This window comes from Micromonospora sp. NPDC047707 (assembly GCF_040704235.1).
GTDB lineage: Bacteria > Actinomycetota > Actinomycetes > Mycobacteriales > Micromonosporaceae > Micromonospora.
The window spans coordinates 130,205-153,935 of record NZ_JBEYSU010000011.1 but is presented as its reverse complement, the minus strand read 5'-3'; the positions used below and the strand labels follow the sequence as shown (position 1 = coordinate 153,935).

21 protein-coding genes are annotated in these 23,731 nt (G+C 73.5%); 8 read left to right on the top strand and 13 right to left on the bottom strand.

The features are described from left to right. The first annotated feature begins 127 nt into the window (after nt 1-127). From AB0873_RS15440 to AB0873_RS15430, 3 genes are all read left to right on the top strand, one after another. Complete coding sequence (locus tag AB0873_RS15440) at nt 128-1,165, top strand: lactonase family protein (protein ID WP_366600376.1); 1,038 nt, start codon at nt 128-130, stop codon at nt 1,163-1,165. Between the two features lie 134 nt (nt 1,166-1,299). Then, a complete protein-coding gene (locus tag AB0873_RS15435) occupies nt 1,300-3,060 on the top strand; it encodes a substrate-binding domain-containing protein (RefSeq protein ID WP_366600375.1) in 1,761 nt (586 codons plus the stop codon). A gap of 215 nt (nt 3,061-3,275) precedes the next feature. Then, the gene (locus AB0873_RS15430) at nt 3,276-4,760 is read left to right on the top strand and encodes a sugar transferase (RefSeq protein WP_366600373.1); all 1,485 of its coding nucleotides are present in this window, start codon (nt 3,276-3,278) and stop codon (nt 4,758-4,760) included. A 5-nt stretch (nt 4,761-4,765) separates the two neighbouring features. Here AB0873_RS15430 and AB0873_RS15425 read toward each other — a convergent pair whose 3' ends face one another. Continuing rightward, the gene (locus tag AB0873_RS15425; RefSeq protein ID WP_366600372.1) at nt 4,766-5,896 is read right to left on the bottom strand and encodes a PP2C family protein-serine/threonine phosphatase; all 1,131 of its coding nucleotides are present in this window, start codon (nt 5,894-5,896) and stop codon (nt 4,766-4,768) included. A gap of 98 nt (nt 5,897-5,994) precedes the next feature. Here AB0873_RS15425 and AB0873_RS15420 point away from each other — a divergent pair, with 98 nt between their 5' ends. Then, nucleotides 5,995-6,516 (top strand): MarR family transcriptional regulator, encoded by a 522-nt coding sequence (locus AB0873_RS15420; protein WP_366600370.1) that lies wholly within the window; start codon nt 5,995-5,997, stop codon nt 6,514-6,516. Nucleotides 6,517-6,609: 93 nt separating this feature from the next. Here AB0873_RS15420 and AB0873_RS15415 read toward each other — a convergent pair whose 3' ends face one another. Together AB0873_RS15415 and AB0873_RS15410 are read right to left on the bottom strand one after the other, a co-directional pair. Continuing rightward, entirely contained in the window at nt 6,610-8,256 is a 1,647-nt protein-coding gene (locus AB0873_RS15415; RefSeq protein WP_366600369.1) for a PP2C family protein-serine/threonine phosphatase, read from the bottom strand. Between the two features lie 195 nt (nt 8,257-8,451). Beyond that, entirely contained in the window at nt 8,452-9,693 is a 1,242-nt protein-coding gene (locus AB0873_RS15410) for an ROK family protein (protein WP_366600368.1), read from the bottom strand. 75 nt (nt 9,694-9,768) lie between these two features. On the opposite strand from AB0873_RS15410, the gene xylA reads away from it, so the two are divergent. From xylA to AB0873_RS15395, 3 genes are all read left to right on the top strand, one after another. Then, nucleotides 9,769-10,956: a xylose isomerase gene (xylA, locus tag AB0873_RS15405; RefSeq protein ID WP_155330574.1), complete on the top strand. Its 1,188-nt coding sequence runs from the start codon at nt 9,769-9,771 to the stop codon at nt 10,954-10,956. Further along, on the top strand, nt 10,956-12,431 hold the full coding sequence (gene xylB / locus AB0873_RS15400) for a xylulokinase (RefSeq protein ID WP_366600367.1): 1,476 nt from the start codon (nt 10,956-10,958) through the stop codon (nt 12,429-12,431). Before xylA ends, xylB begins: the two co-directional genes overlap by 1 nt. Nucleotides 12,432-12,539: 108 nt before the next feature. Then, nucleotides 12,540-13,964 carry an MFS transporter gene (locus AB0873_RS15395; RefSeq protein ID WP_366600365.1) on the top strand — a complete coding sequence of 475 codons (1,425 nt, stop codon included), beginning with the start codon at nt 12,540-12,542 and terminating at the stop codon, nt 13,962-13,964. A gap of 54 nt (nt 13,965-14,018) precedes the next feature. Here the strand turns inward: AB0873_RS15395 and AB0873_RS15390 are convergent, their stop codons facing one another. The 9 genes from AB0873_RS15390 to AB0873_RS15350 form a co-directional block, all read right to left on the bottom strand. Further along, complete coding sequence (locus AB0873_RS15390; RefSeq protein ID WP_366600364.1) at nt 14,019-15,782, bottom strand: alpha-amylase family glycosyl hydrolase; 1,764 nt, start codon at nt 15,780-15,782, stop codon at nt 14,019-14,021. 165 nt (nt 15,783-15,947) lie between these two features. Beyond that, nucleotides 15,948-16,862 (bottom strand): carbohydrate ABC transporter permease, encoded by a 915-nt coding sequence (locus tag AB0873_RS15385; RefSeq protein ID WP_366600363.1) that lies wholly within the window; start codon nt 16,860-16,862, stop codon nt 15,948-15,950. Beyond that, nucleotides 16,859-17,800: a sugar ABC transporter permease gene (locus AB0873_RS15380; RefSeq protein ID WP_366600410.1), complete on the bottom strand. Its 942-nt coding sequence runs from the start codon at nt 17,798-17,800 to the stop codon at nt 16,859-16,861. The genes AB0873_RS15385 and AB0873_RS15380 overlap by 4 nt, the downstream gene beginning before the upstream one ends. A 100-nt stretch (nt 17,801-17,900) precedes the next feature. Then, on the bottom strand, nt 17,901-19,253 hold the full coding sequence (locus AB0873_RS15375) for an ABC transporter substrate-binding protein (protein ID WP_155330580.1): 1,353 nt from the start codon (nt 19,251-19,253) through the stop codon (nt 17,901-17,903). A 231-nt stretch (nt 19,254-19,484) separates the two neighbouring features. Further along, nucleotides 19,485-19,979 (bottom strand): TspO/MBR family protein, encoded by a 495-nt coding sequence (locus AB0873_RS15370; RefSeq protein WP_366600362.1) that lies wholly within the window; start codon nt 19,977-19,979, stop codon nt 19,485-19,487. A gap of 166 nt (nt 19,980-20,145) precedes the next feature. Beyond that, nucleotides 20,146-20,289, bottom strand: coding sequence for a GPGG-motif small membrane protein (locus tag AB0873_RS15365; RefSeq protein ID WP_168215290.1), 144 nt, complete (start codon nt 20,287-20,289; stop codon nt 20,146-20,148). 2 nt (nt 20,290-20,291) lie between these two features. Beyond that, on the bottom strand, nt 20,292-21,056 hold the full coding sequence (locus tag AB0873_RS15360) for a metallophosphoesterase (protein ID WP_366600360.1): 765 nt from the start codon (nt 21,054-21,056) through the stop codon (nt 20,292-20,294). A 10-nt stretch (nt 21,057-21,066) separates the two neighbouring features. After that, nucleotides 21,067-21,342: a hypothetical protein gene (locus tag AB0873_RS15355; RefSeq protein WP_155330583.1), complete on the bottom strand. Its 276-nt coding sequence runs from the start codon at nt 21,340-21,342 to the stop codon at nt 21,067-21,069. Beyond that, on the bottom strand, nt 21,339-21,923 hold the full coding sequence (locus AB0873_RS15350) for a nucleotidyltransferase (RefSeq protein WP_366600358.1): 585 nt from the start codon (nt 21,921-21,923) through the stop codon (nt 21,339-21,341). The genes AB0873_RS15355 and AB0873_RS15350 overlap by 4 nt, the downstream gene beginning before the upstream one ends. 157 nt (nt 21,924-22,080) lie before the next feature. On the opposite strand from AB0873_RS15350, the gene AB0873_RS15345 reads away from it, so the two are divergent. Then, nucleotides 22,081-22,797, top strand: a complete 717-nt coding sequence (locus tag AB0873_RS15345; RefSeq protein WP_155330585.1) for a dTMP kinase — start codon at nt 22,081-22,083, stop codon at nt 22,795-22,797. 7 nt (nt 22,798-22,804) lie between these two features. On the opposite strand, the gene AB0873_RS15340 is transcribed toward AB0873_RS15345, so the two are convergent. Further along, nucleotides 22,805-23,497: an SDR family NAD(P)-dependent oxidoreductase gene (locus AB0873_RS15340; RefSeq protein ID WP_366600356.1), complete on the bottom strand. Its 693-nt coding sequence runs from the start codon at nt 23,495-23,497 to the stop codon at nt 22,805-22,807. Nucleotides 23,498-23,731: the final 234 nt, after the last annotated feature.

The window sequence follows — 23,731 nt, the reverse complement described above, 5'->3', positions numbered from 1 at the left end:
CGTCGGCCTGAGGCCGCCCCGCCGCCGGCCACCATGTCGGAAATCGAGGGTGGACTTCGGGCGTGACAAGGCGGCGGATCGGGAAGCCTCTGGTTTGATCGGGGAACAATCGGCGGAGGGCGGACCCGTGACAGGTCAGGGCGTGATCGTCCATGTCGGCGGCTACACCGCGGCGAGCGGCGGGCGGGGCACCGGCATCGTCGCCGCCCGGCGGGATCCCGCCTCGGGCGCGCTCACACCGCTCGGCACCGTCGCGGTCACGCCGTCGCCGTCGTTCCTGGCCCGGCACCCCCGGGTGCCCGTGCTGTACGCGGTCAACGAGCTGACCACCGGTGAGGTCAGCGCGTTCCGGGTCGCCCCCGACGGCGACCTGAGCCTGCTGGGTACGCGGCCCACGGGCGGTGCCGAGCCGTGCCACCTCGCGGTCGCCCCGGACGGCCGGCACCTCTTCGTGGCCAACTACGGCGGCGGGAGCGTGACGGTGTTCCCGCTCGACCAGCAGGGCATCCCCGGCGAGCGCAGCGACCTGGTCCGGCACGAGGGGCACGGCCCGGATCCGGACCGGCAGGAGCACGCCCACACCCACATGGTCAATCCGGACCGGAGCGGCGGCCCGCTGCTCGCGGTCGACCTCGGCACCGACTCGGTCTACCGGTACGACCTCGACCCGGCGACCGGACGGCTGATGCCCCGGGCGCCACGGGTGCGGACGCCCGCCGGGGCGGGTCCCCGGCACCTGGCCCGCCACCCGGACGGGCGGCGCTGCTGGCTGGTCGGGGAACTCGACGCCTCGGTCGTCGAGTACGAGCTGACCGCCGACGGCGGCATGCGCCAGCGGGGTCGCGTGGAGGCCAGCGAGCGGCCGGGCCACGTGCAGCCGTCCGAGATCGCGGTGGGGCCGGACGGACGTTTCCTCTACGTCGCCAACCGGGGGGTCGGCACGATCGCGGTCTTCGCCCTCGACGGCACGCTGCCGCGACCGGTGGCCGAGGTCGACACGGGCGGGGAGTGGCCCCGGCACTTCGCGCTCACCGGTGAGCACCTGTACGTCGCCGACGAGCGGGCGGACATGATCCGCGTCTTCCTGGTGCACCCCACGAGCGGCGTGCCGGCCCCGGTGGGCGAGCCCGTGGTGGTGCCGAGTCCGACGTGCGTCCTACCCTGAGTCGCCGTTCAGGGCAACGGCCTGAGGCTGACTGGCTACACAGTGTCACAAATCTGCGATCAACTGTTGCTTCTGCGTAACTTTCGTCCGAACGGACGTGGCGGCGCCCGCATCGGATCCGCAAGATGGTCTCCGTGTCAGCAGGCCGCCATCGTATGCGCACGAATATCCATGCCGCGGGAGCCGCAGCCGCCGTCGGCGTACTCGTCGTCACTGCCGGCGGGTACTTCGGCTATCAGCAGCTCGCGTCGCCCGACTGCTCCGGCAAGATCGAGCTCTCGGTCGCCGTGGCGACGGAGCTCGCTCCGGCGGTCGACGCCGCCGCGACCGAGTGGGAGGAGAAGGGCGCGGCGGTCGGTGGCACCTGCATCGACGTGAACGTGTCCGCGTCCGACCCGGTCGAGGTGGCCGCCACGGTGGCCGCGAAGCACGGCGCGATCCTCGCCGGCGTGGGGCAGGCCCCGGGCACGGCGGTCAGCCCGGACGTCTGGGTACCGGATTCCTCCACGTGGCTGCTGCGACTGAAGACCGGTGGCGCGACGGCGTTCGACCCGGGCAACGGGGCGTCCATCGCCCGTAGCCCGGTGGTCGTGGCGATGCCGGAGCCGATCGCCTCCCGGCTCGGTTGGCCGCAGAAGGAGCTGACCTGGGCGCAGCTCGTCGGCCAGGTCAACAACTCCAAGCCGCTGAAGGCGGGCATCGTCAACCCGACCCGTGACGCCGCCGGCCTCTCCGGCCTGCTCTCGCTGACCACGGCCGCGGCCGCCGCCAGCAAGGACGCCCAGAGGGACACGGTCGGCGCGCTGCGCGCACTGTCGACGGGCAGCTCCAACCTGCGTCAGGACCTCCTCGCCAAGTTCCCGACGGCCGCGGACCCCACCACGGTGGCCCGCAGCCTCGGTGCCGCGGCGCTGTCGGAGGAGGACGTGATCTCGTACAACAGCAAGAAGCCGGCGGTCCCGCTGGCGGCGCTCTACCTCCAGCCGGCGGCGATGCCGCTGGACTACCCGTACGCGGTACTGCCCGGCATCGAGCCGGCCAAGGCGTCGGCGGCCCGGGTGCTGTTCGAGGAAGGGCTCACCACCGCATCCTTCCGTGACCGGCTGGCGCCGCTGTCGCTGCGCGCGCCGGACGGCAACTGGGGCGCCGGGTTCAGCGCCCCGCCGGGCGCCCCGAGCCCGGAGGCCGGCGGCGCGTCGGCCCAGCAGGCCGGCGGCGGCAACGCGGCCGGCGACCTCGACCCGCAGGCGGTGGACCGGGCGGTGACGAGCTGGTCGGTGGCCACCGCGTCCGGTCGCATGCTCTGCGTCATCGACGTCTCCGGTTCGATGAAGGAGAAGGTGGCGAGCGCCAACGGCGCCACCCGCCAGCAGGTCACGATCGACGCGGCCCGGCGTGGCCTCAACCTGTTCGACGACCGCTGGGAGATCGGCCTCTGGGAGTTCTCCACCACCCTGGACGGTCCGCGCGACTACCGGAAGCTGGTCGACATCGGCCCGTTGACCACCCGGCGCGCCCCGCTGGAGCAGGCGCTGGCCCGGATGCAGTCGTCGAACGGCGACACCGGCCTGTTCGACACGGTGCTCGCCGCGTACAAGGCGGTCCAGAACGACTGGGACCCGGGCCAGGTCAACTCGTTCGTGCTGTTCACCGACGGCAAGAACGACGACGACAACGGCATCAGCCAGCAGCAGTTGCTCGCCGAGCTGGAGCGGATCAAGGACCCGGAGCGCCCGGTGCAGGTCGTGCTGATCGGCATCGGCCGGGACGTCAGCAAGGCCGAGCTGAAGTCGATCACCGACATCACCGGTGGTGGGTCGTTCGTGACCGAGGATCCGACCGGTATCAGCACGATCTTCCTGAAGGCCATCGCGCTCCGGAAGACCGGCGCCTGACCGGCCACTCAGCGACGGGGCCTGTCGTGGCGGTGAATTCCGTACGACAGGCCCCTTTCCGGCTCCTTGCGAGCCGGGAAAAGTGACGGCAATACGTCCGAAGCAATCGGCCGCCATAATTCTCGGGGCAGGATGGCGTCGTGCTCCGGACGGCGACCGGGTCGACTCCGGTCCGGCCGGTTCGCGGCCGGTGACGGTGAAGTGGGGAGGGGCCGGTGACGTCGGCGACGCTGATGACCCCCGCCCGGTCGTCGTCGGCCGCGGGCGGCCCGCCGTCCCGGCCCGCGGCACGCGCCGCTGAACGGTCCTACGTCCGCGCCCTGGTGGTGCTGGACACCACCGTGCTGATCGTCGCCGTCCTGGTGGGCTACGTGGCCCGCTTCGGCGACGAGTTGCCGCGCGGCGCCGAGATCCCGTACGTCGTGGTGGCCCCCGGCCTGGTGCTGGCCTGGCTCGTCTCGTTGAAGGCGCTGCGGTGCTACGACGACCGCGTCCTCGGGTACGGCGCCGACGAGTACCGGCGGGTGAGCTCGGCCAGCCTGCGGCTCGCCGGCGGCATCGCGATCGCCGGCTACATCTTCGACGTCGGTGTCTCGCGCGGGTTCCTCGGCATCTCGGTGGCGGTCGGCACGCTCGGGCTCGAGGTGGCCCGGTTCACCGCCCGCAAGAGCCTGCACCGGGCCCGCTCGCGGGGCAGCGGCTGGTCCCGGAAGGTGCTCGTGGTCGGCGACACCGCGCACGTGCTGGAACTGGTGCACACGCTGCGCCGCGAGCCGTACGCGGGCTACCAGGTGGTCGGCGCGTGCATCCCGGACGCGCTGCTCGCCCCGGTCCCGCAGCGGCTGGGCGACGTGCCGGTGGTCGGCTCGTTCCGGGGCATCCCCGAGGCCGCCACCGCGATCGGCGCGGACACCGTGGCCGTGACCGCCTCCGGTGAGCTGACCGCCACCCGCCTGCGCCGGCTCGGCTGGCAGTTGGAGGGCACCGGTGTCGACCTGGTGGTCGCCCCGGCGCTGACCGACGTCGCCGGCCCGCGCATCCACACCCGGCCGGTCGCGGGCCTGCCGCTGATCCACGTCGAGGCGCCCGAGTTCCGGGGCGCCCGCAAGCTCGTCAAGGGCCTCGTCGACCGGTCCGCGGCGTTCCTCGCGCTGGCGGTGCTGCTGCCGCTGCTGGCGGTCATCGCGGTCGCCATCCGGCTGGACAGCCGGGGGCCGGTCATGTTCCGGCAGACCCGGGTGGGGCAGGGAGGCCGGGAGTTCGGCGTCTGGAAGTTCCGCACCATGGTGGTGAACGCGGACGCCCTGCTGGCGGAGCTGTCGACCCGCAACGAGACCGACGGCCTGATGTTCAAGATGCGCGACGACCCGCGGGTGACCCGGATCGGCCGGCTGCTGCGCAAATGGTCGCTGGACGAGCTGCCCCAGCTCGTCAACGTCCTGCTCGGGCAGATGAGCCTGGTCGGCCCGCGCCCGCCGCTGCCGTCGGAGGTCGCCCGGTACGACGGCGACGTGGCGCGCCGCCTGCTGGTCAAGCCCGGGATGACGGGCCTGTGGCAGGTCAGCGGCCGGTCGGACCTGAGCTGGGAGGACGGGATCCGGCTCGACCTCTACTACGTGGAGAACTGGTCGCTCGCCGCCGACCTGACGATCCTGTGGAAGACCTTCGGCGCGGTGATCAACAGCCGCGGCGCGTACTGACCGGGTCAGCTCCGGGGCCCGGTCCAGTCCAGGCACACCACCACCGCGTCGTCCACCAGGTCGCCGGCGACGAACGCGCGCAGGTCGCCGATCAGTGAGCGGACCGCGTCCAGCGGCTGCATCGGCCCGGTGCGCCGCAGGAAGCGGTCCAGCGCGACGTCGCCGTACCGGGTGGCCTGGGAGGCCGCCTCGATCACGCCGTCGCTGACCACGAAGAGCCGGTCGCCGTGGCGCAGCGCGAAGTGCTGCTCCCGGTAGTCGGTGTCCTCGAACATGCCCAGCGGGAACTGCTTCTCCAGCGGCTGCTCGTGGACCTCGCCGTCGCGCAGCAGCACCAGGCGGGGCGACCCGGCGTCGACCACCGTCATCACCCCGGAGTGCAGGTCGAGTTCCATCAGGAGCACGGCCAGGTGCCGCTCGCCCCGGTGCACCTCGTACACGGCCTGGTCCGCGAGGGCCGCCTGGTCGGCCAGGGACAGGCCGGCCCGCCGCGCGTTGCGCAGGGCGAACGTGGCCAGCGAGGTCAGCAGCGACGCCGCGACCCCCGTGCCCGACCCGTTGATCGTGGCGAGCCACACCCGGTCGCCGTCGTCGGACCAGTCGAAGCTGTCGCCGCGCACCGCGTACGCCGGCTCCAACTGCCCGGCCAGGCTGAACGTGGAGCGGACGCGGCTGCGGCCCGGCAGGAGTTCCCACTGCATCTCGGCGGCGAGGGTGAGCCGCCGGCTGCGCCGGGCGACCCGGTACACGTCCGTGCCGTCGGTCACGGCGGAGATCTCGTGCGACAGCGCCGTGGCGATCTCCGCCAGCTCGGCGAGGACCGCCCCGTCGTCCGGCGCCGGGCCCACCCGCAGCACCCCGCGGCGCTCACCCCGCATGGAGACCGGCAGGTACGCGTAGCCGTCGGCGACGAGAGGGACCTGGTGGTCGAAGCAGCGCCACGCCGGGTGCCCCGGACCGCTGACCGGTTCGCCGCCGGTCAGCGGGAGCAGCACCGACAGCCGGTAGTCGACCTGGAGCAGCTCCACCTGCTCGATGCCGTACGCCCGGCCCATGACCTCGGCGACGCTGTTCAACAGGAGGTCGGCGGGTGCCTGGATGAGCGCCCTTCGTGCCCGGTCGACCGGTTCGCTCATCACCGCTCCTTGATCGCAGGTCCGCTTTCCGCCCGAGGCGGAGTACGCTCGGGCCCACCATGGTCGAAGTACAGGGTCCGCCGGGACCACAGACGAGTATGGCTGCCGAGGTCGACGCCGCGGCGAAAGCCCTGCTGACCGTCTGGGAGACGGCGCGGGAGAGCACGACCAGCCGGGTCTCCGGGGCGCAGCTCCGGGTGGTCATGGTGGTGGAGCAGCACGACGGGATCAACCTGCGCAGGTTGGCGAACCGTCTCGGCATGCTGCTCTCCTCGGCCAGCCGGCTGTGCGACCGGCTGGTGGCGGCCGGGATGCTGGAACGGGAGCCGGGCCGCCTCGACCGGCGGGAGATCTCGCTGCACCTGACGGTGGAGTCCCGCCGTCTCCTCACCGAGCTGCGCGAGCACCGGCGGCGTCGGTTGACCGAGATCCTCGCCGGGATGAGCCCGGAGGGCCGCGACGCCCTGCTGCGGGGCCTGCGCGAGTTCGACGAGGCGGCGCGCCGGCAGGACGAGTCGATCCCGTACGCCGAACCGCCCGGTCCCTGGCCGCTCGCGGACGTCGAGCCGCCACCGGCGGAGTGGACGGCGGACGAGCCGCCGGCGGCCCGGACGGCCTGAGCGGCCCCGGCGGCGCCGACCGTCGCCGGGTGGCCGACACCGTCCCGGCGGCCGTACGCCCCGCGCACGCGCGGATCGTGGCCGGTGCCCCGGTCAGCCGGGCGAAGCGGACATGGCGAGCATCGTGATGTCGTCGTCCTGGCTCTGGCCGCCCAGCCACTCGTCGACAAGTTGAAGCAGGCGATCGACCAGCGCCGCCGGAGGCAGGCCCACGGCGGAGGCGAGCGCGCGGCGCAGCCGGCCCTCGCCGAACATCTCGACGTCGCGGGGCCCGCCGCGCGCCTCGATCACCCCGTCGCTGTAGGCGAGGAGCAGTTCGCCGGGGGCCAGCCGGACGGTGGCCCGACCGAAGCGGGCGCCGGTGAGCGCACCCACCGGCATCCCGCCGACCGGGACCGGCTCGACGGTGCCGTCCGGCCGCACCAGCAGCGGGGAGGGGTGTCCGCCGCCGGCGATCGTGGCCCGTACCCCGCCGTCCGGCTCGCGGTCCAGCGTCCCGAGCAGCACCGTGGTGAACTGGCTGTGGCGGGCCGCGTCCGGGGTGTCGAGCAGCGCCCGGTCGAGCAGCCGGACGAGCTCCGCCGGGCGCTGCTCGACCAGGCGCAGGGTCTGGAGGGACTGGCGGACCCGGCCGGTGAGGACGGCGGCGCCGACACCCTTGCCGCACACGTCGCCGAGGGCGAACAGGGCGCCCCGGGCGGTGGGGAAGACCTGGTAGAAGTCGCCGCCGATCCGCAGGGTGTCCCCGGCGGCGCGGTAGCCGCCGGCGAGGGCGATGCCCGGCACGGCGGGCAGCTCGGGCGGTAGCAGGCTGGCCTGCAGGACGCGTGCCAGGTGGGCCTGTTCCCCGTACAGGTCGGCGGTGGCGAGGGCGGCGCCGGCCCGGGCGGCGAACTCCCGGGCCACCTCCACGTCGCGCGGGTCGAACGTGGTGGCCCGGCGGACCAGCACCAGCGCCCCCGCGGGTCGCCCGGCGGCGAGCACCGGGCTGACCAGCACCGCGCCGGGCCGGCCGAACCCGGCCGGGAGCAGGTCGGTCAGGTCGGCGTCGGGCCACGGGCCCGGGTCGCTGGTGTCACCGGCGAAGGCCTCCGGGAGGCCGGGCAGGGCGCTCGTCACCGCCCACGGGGCGACGCCGGCGACCGGGGCGGGGTCGCCGTCGGCGTACCGCAGCCAGTGCGGCAGGTGTTCCGTCGGTGTCGGCGGCCGGTGCACGACCAGCGCCAGGTCGGCGAGGTAGGGAACGGCGAGCGTGACCGCCGTGCGCAACGCGTGGTCCCGGTGCAGCGACATGCCGAGACGGCTGCCGGCCCGGGTGAGGAACGCCGTCCGCGACCGCTCCGCCAGCAGGGCGGTGGTCCGCGCGTACTCCTCGCTGACGTCCCGGACGTACCAGGCGTACCGGCCGCCGGTGAGGCAGCGCCGTACTCCCCTCAGCCGCCGGCCGCGGTGCTCGGCGTCGAACGTCTCCGCCGCCGCGAGGGCGGGCAGGGCGCTGGCGGACAGGTCGGTGCCGGGGACGATCTCCGGCAGCAGCTCGGCCGTCCTCGCGTTGACGAACGTCACGACACCGGTGCCGTCGGTCGTCACCACGGCGTCGGCGAGCCCGTCCAGCAGTTCCCGCGCCAGCTGGGAACCGGCCGGCTGGGGTGTCCCGGGGGAGGGCGGGGCGTCGTGGCGGGTGGTCTGCCCACGGGTGCCGACCGGCCCGGTGACGCCCCCGTGCGGGGGCCCGGTCACCGGGCGGCGCCGGGCGCCCGGGTCCGTCGACCTGTCCGCATGCTGGTCGTGCACTCCTCGGCTGGACGTCGTTGCTCGGCGACAAGGGTACCGAGGCGGGCGGCGGGACGCCCGCGCCGGAGTCCGGGCCGGTGGGCGTCAACCGCGCCGGCCCGGCCGTGGCCCGGGCCCGGGGCCCGGCGCCGGCCCGTGCGGTCAGGACCGGTGCGCCAGCCAGCCGCCCGGCCGGGCCAGGATGCGGCGGACCACCGAACCGGCCGCGCCGACGGCCGCCGCCTGGGTGCCGAGCGTCGCGGGTCGTACGGTCACCGGCGACCACGCGGCGGTGAGCACCCGGCGGGAGATCTCGGCCAGCACCGGTGGGCGCAGCCACGGCTCGAGCGGGGCGTATCCGCCCCCGAGGACCACGGTGTCCAGGTCGAGCAGGTTCACCACGCCGGCCACCGCCACGCCGAGCGCGGTCCCGGCGTCGTGCAGCGCGGCCAGGGCCGCCGGGTCGCCGGCCCGCGCCAGCTCGGCCAGGTGGTACGCCGCGGTGTCGGCCGGCAGGTCGGCCCCGGCCAGGCCGGCCGCGGCGAGGACGGCCTCCTGGCCCGCGTACCGTTCCAGGCAGCCGCGCCCCCCGCAGCGGCACGGCCGCCCGTCCGGACGGACCGGGACGTGGCCGATCTCGCCACTCCAGCCGCGCGTTCCCCGGAACAGCGTCCCGTCCAGGACGATGCCGGCGCCGATGCCCACCTCGCCGGAGATGTGCAGGAAGCTCGCCGCCCCGGACGGGGCGGCGTGCAGCTCGCCCAGGGCCGCGAGGTTGGCCTCGTTGTCGACCACCAGCGGCGGTACGCCGTCGACGTGCTCGGTCAGCGCCGGGTGCCGGGCCAGCAGCGTGGCCACCGGCACGTCCCGCCAGCCCAGGTTTGGCGCGAGGCGGACCAGGCCGGCGTCGTCCACGAGCCCGGGCACCGCGAGCGCGGCGCCGGCCGGCGTGAGGCCCTGGTCGGCCGCGTCGGCGCGGGCGGTCGCCGCCAGGGCGACGAGCCGGTCGAGCGCCTCGGCGGGCGGGACCGGACGCAGGTCGGCCCGTTCGACGGTGTGGTGCCGCACCCGGCCGGCGAGGTCGACCACGCAGACGGCGAGGTAGTCGACGTTCACCTCCAGGCCCAGCCCGGCTGGGCCGTCGCCGGCGAGGACCAGCCCGCGCGCGGGCCGCCCGGCGCCGGCGCGCGGCGCCGGCTCCACCTCCGTCACCAGCCGGCCGATCAGCAGGTCCTCGACGACCGCCGAGACCGTGGCGCGGGTCAACCCGGTGTGGGCGGCGAGGTCGGCCCGGGACGGCGGGCGGTCGGCGTCGGCGATGCGGCCGAGCACGAGCGCGAGGTTGAGCTCGCGCAGGCTGCCCTGCCGGGCGGCCCCGGCGGGTACGGCGGCGGTGCGGCTCACCCCTTGACAGTGCCATATGCCGGTCAAATAATTCAACCACTGAACAAATAGTGGACGACACCCCGGAGGTCTGTCATGGCACCCCGTCCCACCCCTGCCGACAAGTTCTCCTTCGGCCTCTGGACGGTGGGCTGGCAGGCCCGCGACCCGTTCGGCGACGCCACCCGTCCCGAGCTGGACGCCGTCGAGGCCGTGCACCGGCTCGCCGAGCTCGGCGCGTACGGCATCACGTTCCACGACGACGACCTGGTGCCCTTCGGCGCGGACGCGGCCACCCGGGACGCCCACCTGACCCGCTTCCGCAAGGCGCTGGACGAGACGGGGCTGGTGGTGCCGATGGTCACCACCAACCTCTTCACCCACCCCGTGTTCAAGGACGGCGGCTTCACCAGCAACGACCGCGACGTGCGGCGGTACGCGCTGCGCAAGGTGCTCCGCAACGTCGACCTCGCCGCCGAGCTGGGCGCCCGCACCTTCGTCATGTGGGGCGGCCGGGAGGGCGCCGAGTACGACCTGGCCAAGGACGTGCGCGCCGCCCTGGACCGGTACCGGGAGGCCGTCGACCTGCTCTGCCAGTACGTCGTCGACCGCGGCTACGACCTGCGCTTCGCCCTCGAACCCAAGCCGAACGAGCCGCGCGGCGACATCCTGCTGCCCACCGTCGGCCACGCCCTCGCCTTCATCTCCACCCTGGCGCACCCGGAGCGGGTCGGCCTCAACCCGGAGGTGGGCCACGAGCAGATGGCCGGGCTGAACTTCGCCCACGGCATCGCGCAGGCCCTCTGGCAGGGCAAGCTGTTCCACATCGACCTCAACGGCCAGCGTGGCATCAAGTACGACCAGGACCTGGTCTTCGGCCACGGCGACCTGCTCAACGCGTTCGCCCTGGTCGACCTCCTGGAGCACGGTGGCCCGAACGGTGGCCCGGCGTACGACGGTCCCCGCCACTTCGACTACAAGCCCTCCCGCACCGAGGACATGACCGGCGTGTGGGCCTCGGCCGAGGCGAACATGCGCACGTACCTCCTCCTCAAGGAGCGGGCCGCCGCCTTCCGGGCGGACCCGGAGGTGGCCGAGGCCCTCGCCGCCAGCCGGGTGGGCGACCTGGCCACGCCGACGCTGGCCGACGGCGAGAGCTACACCGACCTGCTCGCCGACCGGTCCGCCTTCGAGGAGTACGACGTCGACGCGGCCGCCGCCCGCGGCTTCGGCTTCGTCCGGCTCAACCAGCTCGCCGTCGAGCACCTGCTCGGCGCCCGCTGATGCCGCTCGTAGCCGGGGTCGACTCGTCGACCCAGTCGTGCAAGGTGGTCGTCCGGGACGCGGAGACCGGCGCCCTGGTCCGCGAGGGCCGGGCGCCGCACCCGGACGGCACGGAGGTCGACCCCGCCGCGTGGTGGTCGGCGCTCGGGGAGGCGGTGACGGCGGCCGGCGGGCTCGCCGACGTGGCGGCGATCTCGGTGGCCGGACAGCAGCACGGGATGGTCTGCCTCGACGAGACCGGCGAGGTGGTCCGCCCGGCGCTGCTCTGGAACGACACCCGGTCGGCGGGTGCCGCCGCCGGCCTGGTCGCCGAGGCCGGGGGCGGGGAGGAGGGCCGCCGCTTCTGGGCCGACGCGGTCGGCGCGGTGCCCGTGGCCAGCTTCACGGTCACCAAGCTGCGCTGGCTGGCCCGGCACGAGCCGGCGAACGCCGCCCGGGTGGCGGCGGTCTGCCTGCCGCACGACTGGCTGACCTGGCGGCTGGCCGGCGCCCCCGGCCTCGACGCGCTGCGCACCGACCGCAGCGACGCCAGCGGCACCGGCTACTGGTCCCCGGCGACCGGCGCGTACCGCCCGGACCTGCTGGAACGCGCGCTCGGCCGGGTCGTGACGGTGCCCCGGGTACTCGGCCCGGCCGAGACCGCCGGTCACCTCGACCGCGCCGTGCTCGCGGGCATGACCCCGGAGCCCGCCCCGGCGCGCCTCGCGGGGACGGCGGGTGGGACGGTGCTGCTCGGTCCCGGGGCCGGCGACAACGCCGCCGCGGCCTTCGGGGCCGGCGCCGGCCCCGGCGACGTGGTCGTCTCGATCGGCACCTCCGGCACGGTCTTCAGCGTCGCGGACACCCCGGCGGCCGACCCGAGTGGCATCGTCGCGGGCTTCGCCGACGTCACCGGCCGCTTCCTGCCGCTGGTCTGCACGCTCAACGCCGCGCGGGTGCTCGACGCCGCTGCCGCGCTGCTCCGGGTCGGCCTCGACGAACTGGCCGAGCTGGCGCTCGCCGCGCCGCCCGGGGCGGACGGGCTGGTCCTGGTGCCGTACCTGGAGGGGGAGCGGACCCCGAACCGGCCGGATGCCACCGGCTCGGTGCACGGCCTCACCCTGCGCACGTCGACGCCGGCGCACCTGGCCCGGGCGGCGGTCGAGGGGATGCTCTGCGCCCTCGCCGACGGCCTGGACGCGCTGGTCGCGCAGGGCGCCACCGTGCGCCGGGTGATCCTGGTCGGCGGCGGGTCCCGCTCGGCGGCGGTACGGCGGATCGCCCCGCAGGTCTTCGGTGTTCCGGTGGTCGTCCCGCCGCCCGGCGAGTACGTCGCCGACGGCGCCGCCCGCCAGGCCGCCTGGGTCGCCCTGGGCGGTGCGCAGCCACCGCTGTGGACGTCCGGCGACGCGGAGACGTACGAGGCCGATCCCGTCCCCGCCATCCGCGAACGGTACGCCCAGGCCCGCGAGCACGTCCTGGACCGCCGGGACTGACCGGACCCACCCGGCCGGTGTCGACGTCCCCGACCGAGGGACCGCGACACCGGCCCTGGGCCGACCCCGGTGACCGGGCCGTGATCTCGCCCTGGTTGGCTGCCGGGCATGACGGTGGCCAGGGACGGCGCGGTACGCGCCTGGGGCGGCGGCGCGGCGCACCGGATCTACAGCGTGGTGGTGTTCGTGCTGCTCGCCTCGCTGGACAACGTGGCGATCGGCCTGGTCCCCCCGCTGTACGGCTCGATCGCCGAGGCGTTCGAGGTGCCGCAGCGCCTGCTCGGTCTGGTCACCGCCGTCAGCTTCCTGGTCAGCGCGGTGGCGGCGGTCGGCTGGGCGTACGTCGGGGACCGTGCCAACCGCAAGCCGCTGCTCATGCTGGGCACCCTGATCTGGGCGGTGGGCACCGGTGGCAGCGCGGTCGCCGGGACGTACCCCGCGTTCCTGGCCGCCCAGCTGATCGGGGCGGTCGGGCTCGGCGCGGTCGGGTCGGTCGGGTTCTCCGTGGTCACCGACCTCATCTCGCCCCGCCGGCGGGGCCTGGTGATGAGCTTCTGGGGGCTGTCCCAGGGCGTCGGTACGCTCGCCGGCACGCTGGTCGGCGGGTTGCTCGGCGCGGCGGACTGGCGCCGGCCCTTCGTGGTGCTCACCGTGGTCGGCCTCGCCGCCACCGCGGCGTACCTGTTCACGTACGACATCCGGCGCGGGCAGAGCGAACCGGAACTCGCCGAGGTGCTCGCCGGCGGCGCCGAGTACGACTACCGGATCAGCCGGGCCGACCTGCCGCGGATCGTGGGCCGGCGGACGAACCGCTGGCTGATCCTGCAGGGGCTCACCGCGCAGGCCGCGTTCGGGTCGCTGGTGTGGTTGCCCGTGCTCTTCACCGAGCGGGCCGAGGCCCAGGGCTACTCGACCGCCACCGCGGTCGTGGTGGGCAGCGTCTTCGCCACCCTGTTCCAGCTCGGCGGCGTCTTCTCCATCGTCGGCGGGCTGGTCGGGGACGCGCTGCAACGGCGTACGCCCTCCGGCCGGGCACTGGTCGCGGCGGTCGGCATCCTCGCGGCGCTCCCGTTCTACCTGGTGCTCTTCTTCGTGCCGATCCGCATCGACGTGCCCGACGGCGCCGGCGCCGGCGCCGTGGTCCGTGCGGTCCTGGCCAGCGTGCTGACCGAACCGACGGTCGGGCTCAGCCTGCTCACGGCGCTGCTGGCGCTCGCGCTGACCTCCGCCAACTCGCCCAACTGGTTCGCGCTGATCGCCGACGTCAACCCGCCCGAGCACCGGGGGACCGTCTACAGCCTGGGCAACCTGGTCAACGGCGTCGGGCGGGCGGCCGGCAACGGACTGGTCGGGGTGGCCTTCCACGGCCTTCGGGTCGCGTTCCCACCGCCGCTGAACTACGCGGTCGGGCTCGCGGCCTTCCAGCTCTTCTTCGTGCCCACGGGGATCATGTACTGGCTGGCGGCGCGGACCTCACCGCGCGACATCGCCGAGGTGCGCGACCTCCTGCACACCCGCGCCGAGCGGCTGTAAGGAAGGGCCCCCTGTTAACGCCTGGCGTTGTACAAGGGGCCCCTCTCAACACTGTCAGGCGGAGCGCACCCACACCGTGACGTCGGTGGGCACCCGGCCGTCGTCGGTGAGCGGGGCGCTCGCGGCGACCACCTCGCCAGCCGGCGCCGGCACCGGGACCCCGCCGAAGTTCGTCAGCACGGTCAGCCCGTCGTTGCGGAAACTCAGCACCTCGTCCCCGGTGGCGAGCCACGCCAGCGTGCCCCGGCCCAGCCCGTGCTCGCGGCGCAGGCGCAGCGCCGTGCGGTACAGCTCGTACGTCGAACCGGGCACCCCGCGCTGCCGGTCCAGCGCGAACTCCGCCCACACCGGCGGCTGGGGCAGCCAGCTCGCGTCCGTCGGTCCGAAGCCGTACGACGGCGCGTCGGCCTCCCACGGGATCGGCACCCGGCAGCCGTCCCGGCCGCGCAGGGTGTGGCCGCTGCGCTCCCACGTCGGGTCCTGCCGGGCCTCGTCCGGCATCGTGGTGTGCTCGGGCAGGCCCAGTTCCTCGCCCTGGTAGAGGTACGCCGAGCCGGGCAGGGCCAGCATCAGCAGGCTGGCCGCCCGCGCCCGGCGCAGGCCGAGGGCGGCGTCCGGCTGCTCGTCGCCGATGCCGATCCCGTGCGGTCGGGGGGTGCCGACCGGCAGGCCGAGCCGGGAGGCGTGCCGGACCACGTCGTGGTTGGACAGCACCCAGGTCGTCGGTGCGCCGACCCCGTCGGTGGCCTCCAGCGAGCGGGTGATGACGGCGTACTGGGCCGGCGCGGTCCACGAGGCGAGCAGGTACTCGAAGTTGAACGCCTGGTGCATCTCGTCCGGGCGCACGTACCGGGCCAGCCGCTCGGCGGGCTCGACCCAGGCCTCCGCGACCAGGATCCGCTCGCCGGGATAGCTGTCGAGCAGCGCCCGCCAGTTCCGGTAGATCTCGTGTACGCCGTCCTGGTCCCACATCGGCGGTCGTGGCTTGTCGACCTCCCGGCCGGAGAGTATCTCCTGCGGCTCCTGCCAGTCGGCCAGGTCGGCCTGCTTGATCAGACCGTGCGCCACGTCCACCCGGAACCCGTCGACGCCCCGGTCCAACCAGAACCGCAGCACGTCGAGGAACTCCGCCCGCACCTCCGGGTTGTCCCAGTTCAGGTCGGGCTGACCCGGGTCGAACAGGTGCAGGTACCACTGACCGGGGCGGCCGTCGGCCCCGGTGACCCGGGTCCAGGCCGGCCCACCGAAGACGCTCTGCCAGTCGTTGGGCGGCTGGTCGCCGTCGGCGCCCTTGCCGTCCCGGAAGACGTACCGGTCGCGTTCGGGACTGCCGGGGCCGGCGGCGAGGGCGGCGGTGAACCACCGGTGCGCCGACGAGGTGTGGTTCGGGACGAGGTCGACGATGACCCGGAGGCCCCGCGAGCGCGCCTCGGTGATCAGTTTGTCCGCGTCGGCGAGCGTGCCGAACAGCGGGTCGACGCCCCGGTAGTCGGCGACGTCGTACCCGGCGTCCGCCTGGGGTGACGGGTAGAAGGGGGAGAGCCACACGGCGTCCACGCCGAGCTCCACCAGGTGGTCGAGCCGGGCGGTGATGCCGGGCAGGTCACCGATCCCGTCGCCGTTCGCGTCGGCGAAGGAGCGCGGGTAGATCTGGTAGATGACGGCCTCGGTCCACCAGCCGGTGACGGGCGCCTCGGTCGGGTCCGGGTGCGTCGGGTGCGTGTTCAGGTCTACTCCCGTGTCTCGTGCCGGTCCGGTGCGGTCCGCGGCCCGCCCGCCCCGGATCCCCGGGACGGACGGACCATCTGCGCGTTCCATTGTCCGGCCCCCGGCGACGTGCCGCCGGGTGGACAGCGGACCGGTATGCCGCGGATCACCGTCGCGCCGTCGGTGCACGCCGCCGTCGCGCCGTCGGTGCACGCCGCCGCCGCGCCGTCGGTGCACGCCCGCCGCCGAGCGGCTGCCGGGCGCGGTGCGCCGGGCTCAGCCCTTCAGGCCGCCGGCCAGCAGGCCGCGCACGAAGTAGCGCTGGAGCAGCAGGAAGACCACCACCGGCACGATGATGGAGACGAAAGCGCCCGCGGACAGCAGGTGCCAGGCGGTGCCCCGGGTGCCGCTGAGGTTGGCCAGCGCCACGGTGATCGGGGCCACCTCGTCGCCGCCACCGGCGAAGGTGAGGGCCACCAGCAGGTCGTTCCAGACCCACAGGAACTGGAAGATGCCGAACGCGGCCAGCGCCGGAGTCAGCAGCGGAAGCAGCACCCGGAAGAAGATCTGGACGTGGCCGGCCCCGTCCACCCGGGCCGCCTCCAGCAACCCGGCCGGGATCTCCCGCATGAAGTTGTGCAGCAGGAAGATCGCCAGCGGGAGCGCGAAGATCGAGTGCGAGAGCCAGATGGTCCAGAACGACCCGACCAGGCCCGCGTCCACGTAGAGCGTGAGCAGCGGGATCAGCGTGACCTGGATCGGCACGATCTGGAGCGCGAACACCGCCACGAACAGGATGTTGCGACCCGGGAAGTGGATCCAGGCGAAGGCGTACGCGGCCAGCGCGGCGAGGCAGATCGGGATGATCACCGACGGGATCGTGATGATGAACGAGTTGACGAAGAAGGCGCCCAGCCCTTCCGAGCCCTCGGCCGCCAGCACGTCCCGGTAGTTGTCGAGCGTGATCGTCGGTTCGGTGAAGAACGTCCACCAGCCGGTGGTCTTGATCTCCCGCTCCGGCCGCAGCGAGGAGATGCCCAGGCCGAAGGTGGGCAGTGTCCAGAGCACGGCGATGACCACCGCGGCGAGGGACGCCCACGGCGAGGTGAGCCGCTTGCGGGCGCGGGCGGTGCTGGTCCGGGTCGGCTGGACCGGCGGCGTGGTGGACAGTGGGGTGCTGGTCGCGGTCATGACGCCTCCGCTGCGCGCAGTTGCCGGACGTTGTAGACGACGATCGGGATGACCAGCACGAAGAGCAGCACCGCCAGGGCCGCGCCCAGCCCCTCGTTGCCGCTGCGGAAGCTCTGGCTGTAGAACTCGTTCGCCACGACGCTCGTGTTGAACTGGCCGCCGGTCATCGTCCGCACGATGTCGAAGACCTTCAGGGTGCCGATGCCGATCGTGGTGAGGACGACCACCACGGCGGGGCGGATGCTGGGCAGCGTCACGTAGCGGAACATGCCCACCGGGCTGACGCCGTCCAGTCGGGCCGCCTCGACCACGTCGTCCGGGATCGCCTTGATCGCGGCGGACAGGACCGTCATCGCGAAGCCGGCCTGGATCCAGATCATCACCGCGATGAGGAACAGCGTGTTCCACGGCGACTCCACCAGCCACTGCTGCGGCGTGCCGCCGGCCCACACGATCAGCTGGTTGAGCAGGCCGATCTGCCGTACGCCCGGCTGGTCCGGCCGGTACTCGTAGACGAACTTCCAGATGATCGACGCGCCGACGAACGAGATCGACATCGGCAGGAAGATCAGCGCCTTGGCGAACGCCTCCAGCCGCGCCTTGTCCACCAGGACGGCGTAGAGCAGGCCGACGGCGGTGGCCACGAACGGCGTCACCACCACCCAGAGCACGGTGTTGCGCAGCACCGTGAGCTGATCGGGGGACGTGAAGATCGTGTGGTAGTTGTCGATCCCCACGAACGAGGTGCCGGCGGCGTCGAAGAAGGACTGCCAGATGGTGCGGCCAGCCGGGTAGATCAGCCCGACGGCGAGCATGAGCACGACGGGCGCGAGATAGAGGTACGCGACCCAGCGGTCGCCGCGCCCGCCACCGATCCGGCCGGCGACGAAGAGGATGACGCCCACGATCGCCACGAAGAGCCCGATCGCGATGCCCATCTCGAGGAATTTCTCAGCGGTGGTCACCTGGAACTCACCTCCCTCCGACGGTGCGGGGCCGGCCGGAGCGTCCGCTCCGGCCGGCCCCGAGACCGTCAGCTCACTTCGGCCAGGCGGCTTCGATGTTGTCGACGGTCTGCTTGGTGCTCTGCCCGGTGATCCAGCTCGTGGACTGCTTCCAGAACGCGTTCGAGCCGATCGCGCCCGGCATCTGGTCCGAGCCGTCGAAGCGGAACACCGAGTTCGGGTCCTGGAGGAGTTCGGCGGCGAGCTTGTCGATCGGGTTGCTCACCTTGGCGACGTCCAGGCCCTTGTTGGCGCTCACCCAGCCCTGCGAGACCTGCGCCTTCACGTTCGCCCAGGTGTCGGTGGACAGGTACGTCTGGAACGCCTTGACCTCAGGCCGGTCGGCGAAGGCGACGTTGAACTCGCCACCACCGAGCAGCGGCTTGGAGTTGGCGTCCTTGCCCGGCAGGTAGAAGGCGAAGACGTCCCCGTCCTCGGCGACCTTCGTGTTCTCCGGGAAGTTGGCCGCGTAGAAGCTGGCCTGCCGGTGCAGCGAGCAGGTGCCCTCGAGGATCGGCTGCCCGGCGTCCTGGAACGTCGTCGTCGCGATGCTCTTGACGTCGCCGAGACCGCCGTTGACGTACTTGTCGTTCTTCAGGAACTTGCCCACCTCGTCGAGCGCGGCGGTCGACTCGGGGCCGTTGAACGGGATCTCGTGCTTGACCCACTTGTCGTAGGTCTCCGGCCCGTTGAGCCGGAGCATCATGTCCTCCATCCAGTCGGTGATCGGCCAACCGGTGGCCTCACCGCTGGAGATGCCGGCGCACCACGGCTTCTTGCCGGTCGCGGCGATCTTGTCGGAGAGCTGAACCAACTCGTTCAGGGTCTTCGGCACCTGGTAGCCGTTGTCCTTGAACTCCTTGGGGGAGTACCAGACCAGCGACTTGATGCTCGCGCCGGACGGCGCGGCGTAGAAGGTGCCGTTCACGGTGCCGTACGACTTCCAGTCGGCGCCCCAGAACTTGTCGACGTTGGCGCCCACCTCCGGCGGTGCCGCCTTGACCCGGCCGGTCTCGACCAGCTGCGCCAGCAGACCGGGCTGCGGGACGATCGCGATGTCCGGCGGGTTGCCGGCCTTGGCCCGGACGAGGATCTGCGTCTCGAAGGACTTGTCGCCCTCGTACTTGATCGTGGCCCCGGTGCACTCCTCGAACGGCTTGTACGAGTCGACGTACGCCTTGTCCTCGGGGGTGACGATGCCGGCGTAGACGGTGACGGTCTTGCCCTTCAGGTCGCCGTACTGGCTGAACTGCGCGCAGTCGACGGACGGGGCGTCCGCCGAGGTGTCGTTGTCGGAGCCGCCACCGCAGGCGGTGAGAGTGAGCGTGAGGCCGAGAACGCCGGCCGACGCAGCCGCGAGGCGCGACTTCGTGGCACGAAATGGCATGGGGCCCTTCCTTTCTCGTCAAGCGCCGCCCGGGCCGGGGGATCACCGCCGGCCTCGGACAGAGGAGTTCGAGGCCGTCAGTCAATCCGTTACAGGGTTGTGGCGCAACGGTGAAAGGTTGATCGGATCGGTAACGATTTGGCCATTGTGCAGGGGCGGAGCGTCGCCGGACGTGCCGCCGCCCGCAGTCGGCGGGCGACCGCGGGCGGCAGTGAGGTGGGGTTTCGGGCGTCAGCTGTTGAGTTGCCAGATGGCGAGGTTGAGGGCTCCGGCGAAGGTCACCCAGGCCCAGTACGGGAGCATCAGCGCCGTGGCGGCCCGGGAGACCGGCCAGAAGAGGGCGACCGTCACGCCGATCGTCAGCCACAGCAGGACGAGGTCGGCGAACGCCAGCCCGTACCGGCCCGCGCCGAAGAACAGCGGGGTCCAGATCGCGTTGAGCAGGAGTTGGGCGGTCCAGGCCCAGAGCGCCGGCCCGAAGCCGGCCCGGCGCCAGACCAGCCAGCCGGCCAGGGCGATCATCGCGTAGAGCACCGTCCAGACCGGCCCGAACAGCCCGGACGGCGGGGCCCAGGAGGGTTGGTCGAGGTTCGCGTACTCGGCGGCGGTGCCGCGGACGCCCAGACCGCCGATCGCGGCGGCGACGAACACGGCCGCGCCGAAGCCGAGCAGAACCCACCACTGCCGGGCGCCGTCTGCGCGCCGGTCGCTCCGAGAAATCTCCATCATCGAGATGTTTCCGTCCTGGAGAGGGTCGAAACCCGAACCGACGGCGCCGGGGTCGCCGCGACCGGCCAGCTCCTGTCGGGAGGACGGAGCTTCCGGTCGCGACGACCCCGGCGGGTCCCTCGGTCGGCGGCGTCGGCCGGCGCGCGCGGCGGCCGACGCCGGCTCAGCTGAAGATGCTGACACCACCCGGCCCGACCAGCAGCCCGACGATGATGAGGACGACGCCCCAGAGAATCTGCCGCCGGAACAGCGCGAGGATACCGGCGACCACAAGCACGACTGCGAGAATCCAGAGAATCAGCTCCATGGTCATCGAGTACCCGAGGCAGCGATCCGGGAAACCTCGCCCTGATCGAGATGGTCACCCAGGTGGAACACGCTGTACGCCTGCTTGATGACGGGGTGCGCCACGTTGCGGACCCGTACGCCGCCGGGCGTCGTTCCCCGCTCGGTCCCGTGGTGCGCGTGCCCGTGCATGGCCAGTGCGGTGTCTGCCGAGTCGATCGCCTGCCCCAACTGGTAGCAGCCGAGGAACGGGTAGATCTCCAGCGGTTCGCCGGCCAGCGTGTCCGGAACCGGTGAGTAGTGGGTGAGGGCCACCAGCACGTCGCAGTCGAGGGAGCGCAGGGCGGCACCGAGGGCGTCGGCGCTGTCCGTCGTGGTCCGGACGAACGCCTTCATCTCCGGTTCCCCGAAGTCGCTCGCGCAGCGTCCGGCGAACCCACCGCCGAACCCCTTCACCCCGGCGATGCCGAGCCGCCCGCCCGCGCACTCCAGGACCACGCCGGTGCCCTCCAGCACGGTGATCCCGGCGTCCTCCAGCACCTTGACCACCTGCGGCACCTGGTCGCACTGGTGGTCGTGGTTGCCGAGCACGGTCACCACCGGCACGCCCAGCCCACCGAACTCCTGTGCCACGCACCGCGCTTCGGCCTCGGTGCCGTGCCGGGTCAGGTCCCCGGCGAGCAGCAGCGCGTCGGCGCAGTCGGACAGTTCCTCCAGGGCCGGCCGGAAGCGGCCGACCACGTCCTCGTCCAGATGCACGTCTCCCACGGCGGCGATCCGGATCACCATCGTGCCTCCCTCAGGGCAGTTGCTCGATCTGCGTGGGCGCCTGCGCGCGGATCACCCCGATGTCGCTGGTGATCGGCACGTCCGGGAAGCGCTCGGCCACCCGGCGCAGGATCTCCTCGCGGCGGTGCGGGCTCTCCACCTCGCCGGACAGCACGAGACCGCGTTCCTTGCGGGCCACGGTGATCCCCTGCTCGGCGACGGCGGGGTCCTCGGTGAGCAACCGGTGGATCTCCGCCTCCACGTACTCGTCGGGTGGTCCCGTGGCGACGTCGCGATGCTCGGTCACGGTGTCCCCTCTCCCTCCGGGGTGCCGGCGTACGGCACCACCTCCAGCCGGTCCAGCAGCACCAGGAACGCCTCGGCGTACGGCGAGTGCTGTGTCTCCTTCCGTACCCGTTCCCAGTCGATCTGCTCCCGCAGGGACCGGGCCAGCGGCAGGCCGCGGGCGAAGTCGCAGTAGTGCTGGGAGAAGCTGAGCAGCTTGTGCACCATCAACTGGGTCGCCGAGAGCACCGGCATGTGGATCGCGTCGACCGGGCGGACCACGGTGTCGCCGAACGTCTCGTCGGTCACCGGGGTCTCGATGGGGCGGTGGATGAGATCCACCATGCGGCCGTCGTCGAAGACCTTGACCAGCCAGTCCTCCGGCGGGCGCTCGGCGGTGAACCCGGCCGCCACGAGGGACTCCAGGGCGCGGTCGACGTCCACCTCGCGGATGAGGAAGTCGACGTCGTGCTCACTCGAGTGGCCGCCGTGGGCGTACACGGCGAAGCTGCCGCCGAGGGCGAAGGGGATGTCTTCCTGCTTGAGCACGGCGGCGACCTTCTTCAAGGTGTGCAACAGGGTCTCGTCCCCGCGCTCGGCCATCTGGATCTCCCGTCGTGGTGGTCAGGGGGAAGGCTTCGAAGTCGGGTACCCGGCATGGCCGTCGGCCACACCTGGCAGGCGCGCGGGTAGCTAGCAACCATTCCCAAACGCGACATATCGCCGGAGCGGCGAGCGTGGGTCGGATAACCTGGGCAGGGTGGCCAGATCGAAGGTGGCGCGGCGCGGTAGGGCCCGATTGCGTGCCGTCGCCCTGATCGGCATCGACGGCTCGGGCAAGACGACCCAGGCGCACCGGCTCGCCGAGGCGCTCACCGCGGCGGGTCACCCCGCCACCTACCACCGCAACGCCGGCGGCCGCCGGTTCCTCGGCCGGGTGGCGCAGCGGCTCGGGCGGGCGGACGCCCAGCGCCTGCTCGGACGGACCGGCCTGCTGGCCGCGGAGTCCGTGCTGCGCTGGCTCGCCATCGTCACCGCGCTGCTCAGTCGCCTGCTGACCGGCCGGATCGCGGTGATGGACCGGTACGCCGTCTGCCAGTACGCGAGCATCCGGGCGCACGGCGGGCAGCGCTGGGAACGGCTGGCCCGGCTCGGCTACCGGATGTTCCCCCGACCCCAGGTGACGTTCCTGCTGTCGGTGGACCCGGCCGAGGCGTACCGGCGGATCGAGCGGCGCGGCACCGACCACGAGAGCATGGCCTACCTGAGGGCGGCCGACCGCGCGTACCGGACGCTGCCGGAGTACCCGACGTTCGTCCTGGTGGACGCGGGTCGCCCCGCCGACGAGGTGGCCCGGCAGATCCGGGGGCACCTGGACGCCTGGCTGGCCGCCGCCGGCCGGGCGAAGCCGGTCGCCCCGGCGGATCCCGTGCCGCCCCGCGCCGCCGACGGTGAGCCGGTGCCGCTGCGGGCCTGACGGCGGCTCAGGCGCCGCCGTACACCGGCACGCTCGCGCCGCTGCTCGGTGCCGACTCGGGGGAGGCGAGGAACCGGACGACGGGGGCGATCTCGGCCGGCGTGACCCAGCGGGAGTGGTCGGCGTCCGGCTGGGCGGCCCGGTTGGCCGGGGTGTCGATCACGCTCGGCAGGACGGTGTTGCACCGCACCCCGTCCGCCCGGTACTCCACCGCCACCGCGTTGGCGAACGCGAGCACGGCCGCCTTCGCGGTGGCGTACGCCGCCGCTCCGCGGAACGGGGCGACCGCCGCGCGGGACGAGACGCAGACCACGGCGCCGCCGCCGGCGGCCGTCAGGTGCGGCAGGGCGGCGCCGGTGACCAGCCAGGTCGGTCGCAGGTTGAGGGTGAGCATGCGCTCCAGTTCCGTCACCGGGGTCTCGTGCACCCGGCCACCGGCCGCGTAACCGCCGACGAGGTTGACCACGGCGCGCAGCGGCGCGGCCGCGCCGCCGGCCGCGACCTCGACCGCGTGCCGGACGTCCGCCGGGTCGGCCAGGTCCGCCGTCAGCCGGACCACGTCGCCGGCCGCCGGGGCCGGCTCCGGCGCGCTCGCCCGCGACGGTACGACCACCCGCCAGCCCGCCTCGACGAAGGCGGCGGTGACCGCTCCGCCGAGCCCGCCGGTGCCTCCGGTGATCAGCACACTCCGATCCGCCATGTGCCACACGCTAGTGCCGCGCCCGGGGTCCCGGGTGCCGGGCCTCGGCGGTACCGTCGTATCGACGCGTCCGGGGGCCCGCCGGTCGACCCGTCCGGGGGCCCGCCGGTCGACGCCTCCGGGGGGCCCGCCGGCACTGAGCAGGCCGGAGGAGGTGTCCTCCGGGCCTGGTCGCACGGCCGGTCCGGCAGCCCCGGCCGGCCGCCCGGCGGAGGCGCCGGCACCGGGCGGGTG